This is a genomic window from Natronogracilivirga saccharolytica (assembly GCF_017921895.1).
GTDB classification, from domain to species: domain Bacteria; phylum Bacteroidota; class Rhodothermia; order Balneolales; family Natronogracilivirgulaceae; genus Natronogracilivirga; species Natronogracilivirga saccharolytica.
In genome coordinates, this window is record NZ_JAFIDN010000003.1 from 128,123 (window position 1) to 141,993 (window position 13,871).

The 13,871-nt window shown below is 53.1% G+C and carries 15 protein-coding genes and 1 tRNA gene; 3 read left to right on the forward strand and 13 right to left on the reverse strand.

Going from position 1 to position 13,871, the window contains the following annotated elements:
- Positions 1-7: 7 nt before the first annotated feature.
- The 3 genes from rpsB to rplM form a co-directional block, all read right to left on the reverse strand.
- Positions 8-1,189: a 30S ribosomal protein S2 gene (gene rpsB, locus NATSA_RS15670; RefSeq protein WP_210510910.1), complete on the reverse strand. Its 1,182-nt coding sequence runs from the start codon at positions 1,187-1,189 to the stop codon at positions 8-10.
- 133 nt (positions 1,190-1,322) lie between these two features.
- Positions 1,323-1,709: a 30S ribosomal protein S9 gene (rpsI, locus tag NATSA_RS04980; protein WP_210510911.1), complete on the reverse strand. Its 387-nt coding sequence runs from the start codon at positions 1,707-1,709 to the stop codon at positions 1,323-1,325.
- A 2-nt stretch (positions 1,710-1,711) separates the two neighbouring features.
- Positions 1,712-2,155 (reverse strand): 50S ribosomal protein L13, encoded by a 444-nt coding sequence (rplM, locus tag NATSA_RS04985; RefSeq protein ID WP_210510912.1) that lies wholly within the window; start codon positions 2,153-2,155, stop codon positions 1,712-1,714.
- 256 nt (positions 2,156-2,411) lie between these two features.
- On the opposite strand from rplM, the gene NATSA_RS04990 reads away from it, so the two are divergent.
- Both NATSA_RS04990 and NATSA_RS04995 read left to right on the forward strand, forming a co-directional pair.
- Complete coding sequence (locus NATSA_RS04990; protein WP_210510913.1) at positions 2,412-3,626, forward strand: serine hydrolase domain-containing protein; 1,215 nt, start codon at positions 2,412-2,414, stop codon at positions 3,624-3,626.
- Positions 3,627-3,948: 322 nt separating this feature from the next.
- The gene (locus NATSA_RS04995; protein WP_246481710.1) at positions 3,949-4,695 is read left to right on the forward strand and encodes a superoxide dismutase; all 747 of its coding nucleotides are present in this window, start codon (positions 3,949-3,951) and stop codon (positions 4,693-4,695) included.
- A gap of 245 nt (positions 4,696-4,940) precedes the next feature.
- Here NATSA_RS04995 and NATSA_RS05000 read toward each other — a convergent pair whose 3' ends face one another.
- From NATSA_RS05000 to NATSA_RS05045, 10 genes are all read right to left on the reverse strand, one after another.
- The gene (locus NATSA_RS05000; protein ID WP_210510914.1) at positions 4,941-6,104 is read right to left on the reverse strand and encodes an FAD-dependent oxidoreductase; all 1,164 of its coding nucleotides are present in this window, start codon (positions 6,102-6,104) and stop codon (positions 4,941-4,943) included.
- A 12-nt stretch (positions 6,105-6,116) separates the two neighbouring features.
- A complete protein-coding gene (locus NATSA_RS05005) occupies positions 6,117-6,956 on the reverse strand; it encodes a methyltransferase domain-containing protein (RefSeq protein WP_210510915.1) in 840 nt (279 codons plus the stop codon).
- Positions 6,956-8,095: a type III polyketide synthase gene (locus NATSA_RS05010; protein WP_210510916.1), complete on the reverse strand. Its 1,140-nt coding sequence runs from the start codon at positions 8,093-8,095 to the stop codon at positions 6,956-6,958. The genes NATSA_RS05005 and NATSA_RS05010 overlap by 1 nt, the downstream gene beginning before the upstream one ends.
- A gap of 98 nt (positions 8,096-8,193) precedes the next feature.
- Positions 8,194-9,591, reverse strand: a complete 1,398-nt coding sequence (locus NATSA_RS05015) for an MATE family efflux transporter (protein ID WP_210510917.1) — start codon at positions 9,589-9,591, stop codon at positions 8,194-8,196.
- An 8-nt stretch (positions 9,592-9,599) separates the two neighbouring features.
- Positions 9,600-10,571, reverse strand: coding sequence for a 2-hydroxyacid dehydrogenase (locus NATSA_RS05020; protein ID WP_210510918.1), 972 nt, complete (start codon positions 10,569-10,571; stop codon positions 9,600-9,602).
- Positions 10,572-10,581: 10 nt separating this feature from the next.
- Positions 10,582-10,971 carry a hypothetical protein gene (locus tag NATSA_RS05025; RefSeq protein WP_210510919.1) on the reverse strand — a complete coding sequence of 130 codons (390 nt, stop codon included), beginning with the start codon at positions 10,969-10,971 and terminating at the stop codon, positions 10,582-10,584.
- A gap of 28 nt (positions 10,972-10,999) precedes the next feature.
- Positions 11,000-11,398 (reverse strand): ribosome silencing factor, encoded by a 399-nt coding sequence (gene rsfS, locus NATSA_RS05030; protein WP_210510920.1) that lies wholly within the window; start codon positions 11,396-11,398, stop codon positions 11,000-11,002.
- A 9-nt stretch (positions 11,399-11,407) separates the two neighbouring features.
- Positions 11,408-11,821 (reverse strand): LytR C-terminal domain-containing protein, encoded by a 414-nt coding sequence (locus NATSA_RS05035; RefSeq protein WP_246481711.1) that lies wholly within the window; start codon positions 11,819-11,821, stop codon positions 11,408-11,410.
- A gap of 68 nt (positions 11,822-11,889) precedes the next feature.
- Positions 11,890-12,393 carry a hypothetical protein gene (locus tag NATSA_RS05040; RefSeq protein ID WP_210510922.1) on the reverse strand — a complete coding sequence of 168 codons (504 nt, stop codon included), beginning with the start codon at positions 12,391-12,393 and terminating at the stop codon, positions 11,890-11,892.
- 225 nt (positions 12,394-12,618) lie between these two features.
- Positions 12,619-12,705: transfer RNA gene (locus NATSA_RS05045), tRNA-Ser, on the reverse strand.
- 107 nt (positions 12,706-12,812) lie between these two features.
- Here NATSA_RS05045 and queA point away from each other — a divergent pair.
- Positions 12,813-13,859, forward strand: a complete 1,047-nt coding sequence (gene queA / locus NATSA_RS05050; RefSeq protein ID WP_210510923.1) for a tRNA preQ1(34) S-adenosylmethionine ribosyltransferase-isomerase QueA — start codon at positions 12,813-12,815, stop codon at positions 13,857-13,859.
- Positions 13,860-13,871: the final 12 nt, after the last annotated feature.

Consider the following 13,871-nt stretch of genomic DNA (forward strand, 5'->3'; position numbering starts at 1 on the left):
GGTCCTGTTATTTTTCCTCTTCTTTGGAAGACGTTTCAGCAGAGGAACCGGAAGCTTCATTTTCCTTGCCTTTGTTTTCCTTCTTTTCAGAAGAATCTGAAGAACCTGCGGATTTTGAAGCCTTGCTTTCGGCCTCAGCGGCTTCCTTCTTGTCTGCTTTCGGCTTTTTTGCAGTCTTCTTTTCTTCCTTTTCAGATTCCTTGGAATCTTTTTCGGAGGCTTTGGTTTTCTTTTCTTCTGCTCCGGAATCCTTGACAGCTGCCTTGGCGTCCTTTTCGGATGCCTTTGCTTCTTTTTCAGCCTCCTTTGAAGTTCCGGCTGCCTCTTCTTTTTTGCCCCCGGACTCCTGACCTTTAGCGCCTACTGCTTCGGTGGATTTTTTCGCCTTTCGCGAACGCTTGCGGCGTGTCGGCTTGACATCCGCTTCGGTCATTTCTTCCGGCTGATCACTTCCTTCCTGATCCATGCTTCCTGCGGCAAGCTGTTCTTCCTGATGGGCTTCCCGCTCTGCCATACCTTCAATGATGGCATCGGCAACGTTGGATGCAACGAGCTGAATCGCTTTTGCAGCATCGTCGTTGCAGGGAATGATATAGTCGGGAACATCCGGATCGCAGTTGGTGTCAACAAGCGCAAAAATCGGGATATTCAGCTTGAGCGCCTCGTTTACGGCAATGTTTTCCTTGACAATATCGACGACAAACAGAGCGCCGGGAAGGCGGCCCATTTTGGAGATACCACCCATTACGTTTTCGAGCTTCTCCTTTTCGCGGTCAAGCATCAGGCGCTCTTTCTTGGTAATATTTTCGTACGTGCCGTCGGTCTGCATGGCATTGATCTCTTCCATGCGGGAGATGCTCTTTTTAATGGTAACAAAGTTGGTGAGCATTCCGCCGAGCCAGCGATGCGTGACATAAGGCATATCACAGCGCTGCGCTTCGTTACGGATAATTTCCTGTGCCTGTTTTTTGGTGCCGACAAAAAGCACGTTTTTTCCTGAACGGGCTACTTTTGCGATCTCGTCAAGCGACTCCTGGAGGAGCGCCTGGGTCTTGTTCAGGTCAATAATGTGGATCCCGTTGCGCTGCATGAAAATAAATTCACGCATTTTCGGATTCCAGCGTCTCGTGAGGTGGCCGAAGTGTGCACCAGATTTGAGCAGTTCTTCGACGGAAGCAGCTTGTGCCATGTCAGATAGGTATTTATGTTAAGGTTAGTCCACTATGCAGGTCATTCTCTGTGACAAATCCCCGGAGCCTCTCGGCTGCCGGAAACACCCGGTCACGAGTCACTGCATATGTGTGATTTTTTGGTAAAAAAGATTAACGCTTGGAAAACTGGAACTTCTTCCTGGCTTTCGGCTGACCGTACTTCTTGCGTTCAACCATCCGGTCATCACGGGTAAGCAGGTCGTTGCTCTTCAGGACACCGTGTGTTTCCGGCTCGAGGGTATTCAGGGCACGTGCAATGCCAAGCTGTGCGGCATCGGCCTGACCTGTGCTTCCTCCGCCTCTCACCGTAATTTTTATGTCGTATTTTCCGGTGGTTTCGGTGACTTCCATGGGCAGATTGATTGTGTTCTGCTGGGAAGGAAGCACAAAGTAGGTCTCAAACGGCTTGTTGTTGACCGTTATCTCACCTTTGCCGGGTTGTACGTAAACACGTGCTGTAGATGTTTTCCTGCGGCCTATAAAGGATTGATTATCCATCTTTACAATTCAATTTTTTCAGGTTTCTGGGCTTTCAGGGTGTGATCCGGTCCGGCAAATACTCGAAGATTCGTGAGCAGTTTGCGGCCAAGTCGGTTTTTCGGGATCATGCCCTGAACGGCATTCTTCACCAGGAAAGCAGGGTCTTTTTTCAGAACCTCTTCCGGATTGGTAAACTTGGTTCCGCCCGGGTAACCGGAGTGGCGGAAATATACCTTGTCCGTCATTTTTTTACCGGAAAGGCTGACCTTCTCGGCATTTACAACAATTACATTGTCTCCGGTGTCAATATGGGGAGTAAATTCGGGCTTGTGCTTTCCCCTCAGAATGGTCGCGACCTTGCTGGCAAGCCGGCCCAGCGGCTGGCCTTCGGCATCCACAACCACCCATTTTTTCTGGACTTCACCAGGTTTGGCCGAATATGTCTTAAAGCTCTCGGTATTCACGGTGTTATTGGTTTTTTAATCACTAAATAAAATCAGGTTTTATGACAAGTCTGGAAAGATAAACTATTTCACCGTTTCTTGCAAATGCCGTAACGCATGAACTTTGCATCACACCGACACTCAGCATTTGCTGTTAAAAAAATTACTTTGCAACTTTCTTCAGGCTGATGCATCACCGTATAAGCAGATCCGGTCCATTGTATATTTTCTCATTTTTTTACCTGCTTTCCCCGCACCTTTTAATCCGATTGTTACCATGATATTCAGATACTCCTTTTTGCTGATGTTCCCGCTGCTCATGATCATGACCATTACCAACGGCACGGCACAAACCGGCGGCCTGACCGAAGTGCCGCCGCAGCAGGCCGGCATCGATCCGGATCAGCTTGCCAGAGTCGACTCCCTGATATATCAGGCCATTGACGACGGGGAGACTCCCGGAGCTGTGCTGGTCGTGGTGCGTGACAGTGTGGTTGTGCACCGCAAAGCCTACGGATACATGCAGAAAGAGCCCGAATCGCTCCCGCTTTCACCCGAAACCATTTATGACCTGGCTTCCCTTACAAAACCGCTGGCCACCGCCACCGCCGCCATGAAGCTCGTTCAGGACGGATACCTGCGCCTTTCGGATCCGGTTGCCGACTTTGTTCCTGAGTTTGAACATTTCGGAGGCGGTTCTGAGGGATCCGGAAACCGGCCCAGAGTTCTGAACCTGCTGACTCATACCGCCGGAATTCCGTCTTATGCTCCGGTTGAGAAACTCAAAGAACTTTACGGCGACCAGGCTTCCGACTCACTAATGACCTGGCTCAGCTCCCTGCCCGACCGCCCCGAACCGGGTGAACAGATGACTTACAGCTGCCCGTCCTATATCACACTCCAGAAAGTCATTGAGGATGTGACGGGAATGAGTCTTGCCGACTACACACGCAAAAAAATATTCGGACCGCTCGGTATGCACAATACCTTTTATACCCCCGATCCGGAATTTCATCACAAGATTGCTCCGACATCCTATAGCGACGAAGATGGTGTCGTGACGGGAATTGTGCATGATCCCCTGGCCAATGAAATAATGAAGGGCGTTTCGGGTAATGCCGGACTGTTCTCAACCGCCGATGATCTTGCCTTGTTTGCAGCAATGATGCTGAACGACGGTGCGATTAACGGGACCAGGATATTCGGTCCGGCAACGGTCCGTGCGATGACATCCACGCCCGACGGGATGGAATCTTTCGGAAGAGGCCCGGGATGGGATCTGGATTCTTCATTTGCATCCAATCAGGGCGATCTGTTTGGCAAACACACGTACGGACACACTGGCTATACAGGCACCTCCATGGTTATGGATGCAGATACCCGCACTGCCGTCATTTTGCTCACAAACCGCGTTTATCCGGATGACTCGGGCAGTGTGATTGACCTCAGAGCGAAAGTTTCCAATGTCGTTGCGGCATCCGTACTGGATTAACCCTGATTTGCTGCGTTTCTGACTTCTGAAGTTTCAGCCTGCGGAGTCCGGTTCCGGCTCAGGTGCAAATTGCATCAGGTGCAACATCGGCTCATGTGTAAATTGGCTCATATGCAACATCGGCTCATGCCATAAACGTATCCGTTCCCGCCGGATATCAGCGGCTCCGGCCGCTTCATTTGACCGTTCAACCTTTTTTGATGTTTTTTTGTTGCAGAGGTAGTGTACAGCATCACGCATGTTGTTTCTTTGTTTGAAAGCAGCGCTGAAATTCGCTGCATTACCGTTTTAAAAAAGCAATGTTGAACCAAAAAGGAGAACCATGAATCGCAGAGAATATCTGAAAAACACACTTGGAGGGTTTGCCTTGCTGGGAACCTACGGCATGGGACAGTCACTTGCTTCAGCTGCCGCCACCGGCGCCATAACCGGTCTTGATTCCACTTATGACTCAGGTGAGAACAAGTACACTTTGCCGCGTCTGGCTTATGCCTATGATGATCTGGAACCTCATATTGATGCCCAGACCATGGAGCTGCATCACAGCATTCATCATCAAAGTTATGTGGACGGACTCAATAATGCTCTTGACAAACTTGCGGAAGCGCGCGAAGAAAATGATTTTTCCCTGGTGAAGCACTGGTCGAAAGAGGTCGGTTTCCACGGAGCCGGACACTTTCTGCATACCATCTTCTGGGAGGTGATGAGTCCGGATGGCGGCGGAGAACCTGAAGATCAGGAGCTGGCTGACGCCATCAACAGATCGTTCGGCAGTTTTGAAAAGTTCAAAGAACACTACATAGCAGCCTCAAGTGCCGTGGAAGCCAGCGGGTGGGGCATACTCGCCTGGGAGCCTCATGCCGATCAGCTCATGATGCTGCAGGCCGAAAAGCATCAGAATTTGTCTCCGATGGTCACCGTGCCGCTGCTGCCAATTGATGTCTGGGAGCACGCCTATTACCTGCGCTATCAGAACCGCAGAGGAGATTACGTATCCGCATTCATGAATGTGGTCGATTGGGGTGCGGTAGCCGACCGTTACCATCAGGCCCGCAGAGTGCTGGGATGAAGCCTGAGGCGGTTTGGGTGAAGCCTGAAGCGTTTTAAATGTTGCCTTAGGCAATGTTTTCACGGAGGAATTTTGAGGATTTTTCCACGATTCCTCTTGACAAAGCTTCCATGTTTTTATTTATTTCAGGTAACCCTAAACAAAAACGTAAAGGTTAAAAGGCCTTACTACTTGCATACGCCCGGCATCTGCGGATCGCCGGGCTTTTTTTTATGTGCGCCCGGCAGGACGCAGCCGCCTCGATTCTACAACCCCTGCATCGTAAACCGTTCACGCAGCTTTTTGCGGACGGGACTGTTCAGCATCATGCGAACCACACCGTCGCGGAAGGAGGGAAAAAAGCTCCGGTTTCCCAGGAACATATTGAACTCGGCCCTGCGGATGACCCGCAACGCCCGCCGGCGTCCGGTTTCGGTATATTTCTGCCTTGCTTCAGCCGGGTCAAGACGGCCATCCAGAACCGAACGTACAGTAGAGACCGCCTCGCGGACATCCAGCCAGCCCAGATTCATACCCTGACCGCCAATGGGACTGGTAACATGGGCGGCATCGCCGGCGAGAAGCAGTTTACCTTTCCAGAACGTATCAGCCAGATAGCGTTCAACGCCGAATTCCGAAAACATGTGCATATCATCAGGATCCGGGGCGGTCCCGCAGCGATCGCGTATCACGTTGACCATAGATGGCATATCCACAATGGAGTTGCTGCCGTCCTGCTGGGCAACCCATCTCCGGATACCGCCGGGCAGCGGAAAACATTCGACAAGCCCCGTTTTCCCCAGAAAAATTACTGCGCTGCTGCCGTAATCGGTGCGGTCGGTGACATCGCCCATCGCATAACGGTAGGGATAGGGTTTGCCGCGGAACGGAATTCCGGCCTGACGGCGCAGCAGGCTTTTCTTCCCGTCACAGGCCATAATAAAACGGGCAGAGACACGGTATTCTGCATTGTCTCCGCTTCTGATCATAAGATCACCATCCGGCTCCCATCCCGTAACCTCATACCCGCGCATCAGCGTGCCGGGAGCCTTTTGCTCAAGCGATTCTTCGAAGATTGCCTCGGTTTTCCATTGCTGTACGGTAAGAATGAAGTTGAAAGGCGGCGGCAAAGCATCGATGTCGAGCTTACCGAGCAGATGACCGTGCTGGCGGCAGGCTTGACCGCTTCGGATGACCACGCCGGAGGAGACAAACCGGTCCAGCAGACCGGCTTCCGAAAGCAGGGCCAGCGAAGGAGGATGGATGCCGATGGAACGCGAGTGCCGGATGGGTTCGGTATTTTTTTCCACCAGCAGGGTCCGGAGTCCTTGCTGAACAGCCAGGTTTCCTGCCAGCAGTCCGGAGGGACCTGCGCCAACGATCACAAGGTCATAATTTGACTCCGGTTTTATCGGGTTCGCATCACTCATCAAGGTTCACTTTTAATTATCGGATGGCGTGTCAGTCTTTTTGCAGTCAAACACCGCCAGCAGCCGGTAGGGAAACATGCGGTTTACGGTCCAGCCGGCGGGTGCCAGCCTGCGCAGTTCATGCAGTGTAAAACTTTTTCGGATGGAAATCAGGCCGTCCGCACGGATGAAAGATTTTGGAAACAGCGGCCATGTCGCAACAGAAAACATCGCATAGCCGGTCACGGAGCGCTCGATGTCGCTGCAGAGGACCCGGATCCGGGCAAGCTGTGTGAGTTCATTCATGAACTCCGGAATGGTTTTGTCCCCGAGATGATGCAGTACATGGTTGCATATCACAAAATCGAATGACTCCTGCCGGTCGATCAGGGACCGGGCAGATTCCCGCCGGAACTGCAGGCCATCCGTACCGGCGGGAATGCCGGGCTGACTTGACCGGGGGCTTTTTCCCGTTTTGCCGGCGTTCCTGCCGGAACCGCTGGAATCATTATTGTTGCCATTGTACGTATTTACGGCAAAATCCCATGCTCTCGGATCCGGATCAATTCCGGTGACGCTGAGCCGGAATCCGTCACGGACGGCAAGCTGCCGGATACGGTATGTGAGATCGCCGCCGCCCGAACCCACATCAAGCAGGCGGAAGGTACGGTGCGGATGGAGTTCGGGGCGGATCCATCTGCGGTAGACAGCATCCCAGCGGGAGATCAGCCGGTTGACAATGGAGAAGTACCGGTAGGTATTGCGGAGCATGACCGGGTCGCAGTCCCGAAGATCCATCCACTCAGTGAGTTCGGTTTGCCGGCGGGACAGAAAAAAGCCGGAGGTTCTGTCCTTTTTTCGACGGGTGCTCATTACTCATTTCCTGCGGTCTGAAAGAGCCCGGTTTCCAGGGTCAGTCCCGGTCCGAAGGCCATGCTGAAGATGGTGTGGCTGCGCCCGTCGCCGGGTTCTTCAGCCAGTCTTTTTAATACAAAAAGGACGGTGGCGCTGCTCATGTTTCCATATTCACTGAGCACATGGCGGGAGGCGGCCATGGCTTCATCCGAAATTCCGAGCGCCTGCTGCACTTTATCGAGTATGGCGCGGCCTCCGGGGTGAACGGCCCATCTTGTGATGTCCTTTTGCTCCACTCCGGCCTGACTGAGGATGTTGTCCAGCGACGGCTTGATGTTTTTGCGGATAATTTCGGGCACGTAAGTGGACAGGCGCATCCGGAAGCCCTCATTGCCGATCGTCCAGGCCATGTCGCTTTCGCCTTCACTGGTCAGGTCGCTGTGAAAGGAACGAATCTGGAAAGGTTTCTGGGTTCCGGAGCCGTTCTGATCCGCGACGGCTGCAGGCTTGCGGGCACTGACCAGGGCTCCGGCCCCGCCGTCACCAAATACCGAGGCCGAAATGATGGAGTCGGTATCGTCGCTGAATTGCAGGTGAAGCGTACAAAGCTCCACGCACAGAACAAGAACAACGGCCTCAGGATCAGACCTGCAGAATGAGTCGGCCATTTTTAAACCCTGAAAAGCGGCGTAACAGCCCATAAAACCGATGTGGTAGCGCTGGGTGGAGCCGTGGAGGCCAAGTTCGCGCACCACGTAATAATCCGGGCCCGGAGCAAAAAAACCGGTGCACGAAACGGTGATGACGTGAGTGATATCTTCCCTGGTGAAATCAGGTGTCCGGGAGATCAGCTTGCCGGCCAGGTCGACAAACAGCTTGCGGGCTTCCCGGCTGTAGATATCGTTGCGCCTGTGGGTGTCCGGCGCAGTAACTTTCATGCCGTCAGGATCAAAAAAAAGTGCCGGATCAGCGCTGCCGTTGAAGTCGTTGATTACACTGTGCCTTTTCCGGATGCCGGTATTGTTGTATACGCCGCGGATAACGCGCTTGACGGCGGCCCGGTCGCTCACGTTCTTCTGCATCAGTTCGGATGCAAATTCCTGTTCGTAATAGGTGGCCGGGACGGATGTCTCCAGACGATGAATGTAGACGGTCATGTGTATGACGGGTTTGTGGTATAAAAACCATAACCCATTTCAGACAATGATCGTTTGCGCTGTTTGTATATGAATTTCAGGTGCGCCCGGGCAGCGGGTCAGGCTGCTCCGCTTTCCGTTTCGGTGCCTGCCGCGACCGGCTTGCGGGGAGGGCCGGTGATGAAACTTTTTGTGATACGGAAAAACCGGATATTGTGCAGAATGGCAGCAACGGTGAGTCCGGCAATGAGTCCCGCCCAAAGTCCCGCAGGTCCCCATCCGAAGATAATTCCCATCGTATATCCGGTCGGAATCCCGATAATCCAGTAGGCAGTGAGGTTGACGAACATCGGAACCCTGGTATCCTTCAGTCCGCGCAGCGCCCCGGATCCTCCGACCTGGAGTCCGTCCGAAATTTGAAAAATGGCGGCCATGATGAGCAATGATGCAGCCATGGTTATCACGTCGGGGTCTGAAGTATAAATCCCGGCGATGTGGCCCGGGAACAGAATCATAATCAGTGCCGCAATGCACATGATGGCTGTGCAAATGCCGATTCCGGTGAACCCGGCAATTCGTGACTGCCAGAGCTGCTGTTTTCCGTAAAGCTGTCCGACCCGTACCGTAATGGCCATGGACAGCCCGAGCGGTATCATGAAGGTGATGGATGCCACGTTGATGGCAATCTGGTGAGCGGCCACGATGGTCGTTCCCATGGCCCCCATCATCAATGCCACCACGGCGAACATGCTCGTTTCCATGCCCATGCTGATGCCGATGGGGGTCCCGATGCGCAGAATCTCTCCGATATGGCGCCGTTCGGGCAGCTGGATGTCATCCAGCAATCTGAACCGGCGGTAAGCCGGCTTCCAGAGCGTATATGCCAGCATGACCAGGAACATGACCCAGAAGACAATTGCAGTTGCCCATCCGGTGCCCACGGCACCGAGCTCAGGAAACCCGAACCGGCCGTAAATCAGCGTATAGTTGCCCAGGATATTGAAAGCCAGGCCGATCAGCGTAACGTAGAGCGCCGGACGGGTGGCACCAAGGGCTTCGTTGAAAAAGCGAAGCACCATGAAGCAGAAGGCGGCAGGTACACCCCAGGAAATGGCAAACAGATAACCGGAAGTGATGGTGGTGACCTCCGGCGAGAAGCCCATCAGCCCCATGACCGGATCCAGATTGTTCAGCAGCACGATTCCCGGGACGGAGAGGATCAGGGCAAGCCAGAAGCCCTGCCGGACTTTTTTCCCGACGAGGTTCAGATTCCGGGCGCCGAACAGCTGGGCAATGATCGGACTCAGCGCCATCAGTATGCCGATAACGACCGTAAACAGTGGCATGAAGAAGCTGGAACCGATGGCAACCGAGGCCAGATCGTCCGGGTGGTAATTTCCGGCCATCACGGTATCCACAAAATTCATGGATATCTGCGCCAGTTGTGCGCCGATCAGCGGAAGGCCAAGGGCAAGAATGCTTCGTGACTCGGGTACTATTTGCTGCCTTGCAACCATCCTTTCCGTCAGCGATGAAAAACCAGGGAGGGGATGGCATGGTCGGGTTTGCCCTCGAGATGGGAGATGATCGAGGATGCAGCCAGGGCACTCATCCGGGCTCTGGTCTGCCCGGTTGCGCTGCCGATATGGGGCAGAAGCACGCAGTTGGGGGCATCCGCAAGCGAGGGATGGACCCGGGGTTCCTCTTCAAAGACATCCAGCCCGGCTCCGCCGATTTGCTTTTGGTGAAGAGCATCGGCAAGTGCGGATTCGTCGATGACCGGCCCGCGGGAGGTGTTGATCACAATGGCATCCGGTTTCATCCGGCCAAGCCGCTCGCTGTTGACGGCATGCCGGGTTTCGTCGTTCAGCGGGCAGTGCAGGGAGAGCACATCCGACTGCTCCGCAAGCTGGTCAATGCTTTCAACATACTGTGCCTGCAGGGAAGTCTCGGTTTTGGTGTCAAGACGGTTGCGGTTGTGGTACAAAACGGTCATGCCGAAACCTCTGGCACGCCGGGCAAAAGCCCGCCCGATCCGGCCCATGCCGAGTATGCCGGCCTTTTTGCCGTGCAGCTCCGTTCCGAGAAATCCGAACGGGTGCCACCCGTCAAATTTTCCGGCGCGCAAGTGGTCTTCTGCCTCGCGGAGACGCCGCGCCACACTCAGCAGCAGGGCAAAAGCGCAATCGGCAGTGGCTTCCGTGAGCACGTCCGGCGTATTTGCCACAAGAATGCCGAGCTCCCTGGCTGTTTCAATGTCGATGTTGTTGTAGCCGACCGCGTAGTTGGATACGATGCGGAGCTGGGGGGCGCTGCGGAGCACATCGGCGGTTACGGGGTTGGACAGGCAGCTGAGAAGTGCGTCATAGCTGCCGATTTCGTTTTTCAGATGCTCTTCGCCGTCGAATTCCCCGCGTTCACCAACAGTTGTATCGTACCGGGATGAGAGCAGGTCGATTCCCTTTCCGGGCAGCGGTTCGGTTACAAGTATACGCATGTGAGCTTGTTTATTTAAGTGAGACCGTGTGGTCATTCACCCTGATCACCTGTGGCTCAGGAGTGCCGGGTTCCGAAATTTCCATGTAATATACGAAGTGTTCAAGTACCTGGGCACACATCTGACCGCTCTTCTGCCAGGAGTTTATGGATACGGAAAGGGTGTCCCGGTGAAGCTGTCTTTCCGGGATTCCGAGGTGGTGGCAGGGGGTCGGCAGGTGCCCCTCTATGCGCAGAAACAGGCGGCCGTCTCTGACGATCGGGCTGAGTTCATCAATATATATCTGCGATGTTTCGGTCCGGTCGGATTCCGGCGGGGGTGCGGGCTCGTGTGTGCTTTGACCGGGCCGGTCAGCAAAGGCAGTCAGGGGCAGTGTGAACAACAGCAGACCTGCAAGCAATACAGCTGCTGCAGGTTTAAACCGGAAACTATCTCTCCTCGATGGAGGTAATGCCGGCATCATTCCACATGCTCTCCAGACCGTAAAATTCACGGGTTTCTTCATCAAAGATATGCACGACGACATCGACATAATCGAGAACAACCCATTTTCTGTTTTCAAGTCCCTCTTTTTTCCAGACATTTTCGCCGGACTGTTCTTTTATACGGTCGATCACGTTGTGGGCGATCGCTTTGATCTGGGTATCAGAGCCTCCCTGGCATACAATGAAATAGTCGGTCAGGGTCGTCAGGTTCCGGACATCAAGCACCCGGATCATTTCTGCTTTTTTTTCGAGCAGTGCTTCGCCGATAAGCGGCACAAGCGGATTTTCAGTTGATATATTTTTGGTGTCTGATGTTGATTTTTTTTGAGAAACTTGGCTCATAGGCACAGGTTATGGTTGCAGGTTTTCGTAATCAGACCCGATGACAATGGTCGCATCCAGGTAGAAGTCGGAGGAAATTTCACGCTGAATCCGTGTTTCCGGCACACCCAGTGCTCTTGCGACCCTTTTGGCATTTTCCGAATTGCCGCTTCGGTCGATTACAATGGTTTCTGTAATATCAAACGTTTCGAAGTTGCCGGATTGTACAACATCAAAGCCGTTTTGGCGCAATCGGGAGGTGAATTTAGTCGCGAGGCCGGGCACGCCGCATCCGTTCAGCACTTCCACCTGAATAACATCGCTGACCAGGACACTGACTTCACTTCGCTCAGCGAGCACGCGCGGGTATATGATTCGAGTAAAAAGGGCGGCAAGTAATACTAAAAGCAGAATGCTTAAAAAGCCCAGAGCACTGTGCAGCAAAAAATTAGAACTCTGTTTTTCGGTCATTCGGTATAGGCTGTGAATGTTCTCATCCGGTCAACCGGTGGTTACCATCTGCGGAACGGGTCGTGAAAATGATTTCTGCGCTGATGGGATGGATGGTATCCGTAATAGCCTTGTCCGGCAGGGATCTGCTGGAACCGAAGCTGAATCCGGGTATTTTCACTGAACTTGTAGTTCAGTTCGGCGTTTCGCACGTAGAACTGGGCTTCGTTGTTCTGCCCCATGATATTGGATCCGAACGGAGAGTGTGACATGGCCAGGTCGACGCGGCCGTGAAGATTGTCACTGAACATCATCTGCATTGTGTTGGTATAGGTGTTCCGGTTGAACATGTCACCGCCGAACGATCCCATGGTCATTTCATAGGAGTGGCTCATCTGAAAATCCTGCAATCCGAAGAGTGAGGACTCGCCTTCACTGTGCGTGGTACGGATTTGTCCGGTACGCTCAAAATCGGAGGAGTTGTCCGATCTGAACTGTGCCAGGATGTCATCGGCCGGGAAAAGCAACAATCCGGCAAGAAGCGTTAAAATTGCAGTGATTTTCATGGGTAACCGGTTGAATGTTTCTGAAATTTTCTGAATTCAGAGTGACAGTTCTTTCTAACAATAAACGTAACAAAAACATTTGAATTATGTCAAGCAGATAATGCCGGGCGGGATAAATATTTTTTTGCCGTGCTCATCGGAATCCGTGTAAGCCGGGTATCGGGTGCGCCCGGTGCTCCGGCGGGATCCGCATTGCGCCGCCACGCTGAAATGATGAAAGGCATGCGGAGGTGGAGGGATTCGAACCCCCGGAGCACATAAGTGCTCAACGGTTTTCGAGACCGCCCCATTCGACCGCTCTGGCACACCTCCGTATTGATAAAGGAGCTTGTAATATGCCCCAAAAAAACTTATATTACTGAACTTTTCGCAGTTCTACAACCATTTTTTTCTAAAATATCAGCAAATCGTAACCCCCTATGAAATTAACGGATTTCCGATACGAATTCGACAGCATTGATGTTCCCGCCCATCCCGTAGAACCAAGAGACGCTGCCAGACTGATGGTTCTGAACCGAGCCGACAAAACCATCACCCATGAAACCTTTGCCGACATCCACAAGTATTTCAACAAGGGTGATTGTCTTATATATAATAATACGAAAGTTTTTCCGGCCAGACTGAAAGGAAAAAAGGAGAAGACGGAGGCATCCATTGAGGTCTTCCTGCTGCGTGAACTCCAGCCGGAAAACAAGCTTTGGGATGTGCTTGTCGAGCCGGCACGCAAAATCAGGATCGGCAACAAGCTCTATTTTGGCGATGATCTGGTTGCCGAGGTGGTTGATAATACGACATCGCGCGGGCGGACCATACGATTTCTGTTTGATGAGCCGAATGAGAAGCTCTATTCCATGCTGGACCAGCTGGGCGAAATGCCGCTTCCTCCCTACATCGACAGAAAGCCCGAGGAGAAGGACAAGGAGCGGTATCAGACCATATTTGCACGCGAACGGGGGGCTGTTGCAGCACCGACGGCAGGCATGCATTTCACACCGGAACTGATTGACAAGCTCAAAGAGAAGGGCGTGCGCATGGCGCCGGTGACCCTGCATATCGGATGGGGTACGTTCCGGCAGGTTGAGGTCGAAGACCTGACCAAGCACCGGATGGATTCCGAGAATTACTACATCTCGGAAGAGACTTCGCGGACCATCAATGAGGTGCTGGACTCCAAAAAGAACAAAGTTGTGGCCTGCGGGATCTCATCGGTCCGGGTGGTGGAAACCAGCACCATGGCCAGCGGCCACGCCAAGCCTGCCATGGGCTGGACCGACAAGTTCATTTATCCTCCCTATGACTTCAAGATAACAGAAGGTCTTATTACGAACTTTCACCGGCCCGAATCCACCATGCTGATGCTTGCGGCGGCGTTCGCTGATTTTGACTTCCTGATGCAGGCCTACAAGGAGGCAGCCGAAAAGAACTACCGGTTCTACTCTTTCGGTGATGCCATGCTTATAATTTAACCGCCGGCTGCA

Bases quoted from the DNA above. Each gene is read 5' to 3' on its own strand.
- rpsB (WP_210510910.1), bottom strand. From the start codon at position 1,189: ATGGCACAAGCTGCTTCCGTCGAAGAACTGCTCAAATCTGGTGCACAC.
- rpsI (WP_210510911.1), bottom strand. From the start codon at position 1,709: ATGGATAATCAATCCTTTATAGGCCGCAGGAAAACATCTACAGCACGT.
- NATSA_RS04990 (WP_210510913.1), top strand. From the start codon at position 2,412: ATGATATTCAGATACTCCTTTTTGCTGATGTTCCCGCTGCTCATGATC.
- NATSA_RS04995 (WP_246481710.1), top strand. From the start codon at position 3,949: ATGAATCGCAGAGAATATCTGAAAAACACACTTGGAGGGTTTGCCTTG.
- NATSA_RS05000 (WP_210510914.1), bottom strand. From the start codon at position 6,104: ATGAGTGATGCGAACCCGATAAAACCGGAGTCAAATTATGACCTTGTG.
- NATSA_RS05005 (WP_210510915.1), bottom strand. From the start codon at position 6,956: ATGAGCACCCGTCGAAAAAAGGACAGAACCTCCGGCTTTTTTCTGTCC.
- NATSA_RS05010 (WP_210510916.1), bottom strand. From the start codon at position 8,095: ATGACCGTCTACATTCATCGTCTGGAGACATCCGTCCCGGCCACCTAT.
- NATSA_RS05015 (WP_210510917.1), bottom strand. From the start codon at position 9,591: ATGGTTGCAAGGCAGCAAATAGTACCCGAGTCACGAAGCATTCTTGCC.
- NATSA_RS05020 (WP_210510918.1), bottom strand. From the start codon at position 10,571: ATGCGTATACTTGTAACCGAACCGCTGCCCGGAAAGGGAATCGACCTG.
- rsfS (WP_210510920.1), bottom strand. From the start codon at position 11,398: ATGAGCCAAGTTTCTCAAAAAAAATCAACATCAGACACCAAAAATATA.
- NATSA_RS05040 (WP_210510922.1), bottom strand. From the start codon at position 12,393: ATGAAAATCACTGCAATTTTAACGCTTCTTGCCGGATTGTTGCTTTTC.
- queA (WP_210510923.1), top strand. From the start codon at position 12,813: ATGAAATTAACGGATTTCCGATACGAATTCGACAGCATTGATGTTCCC.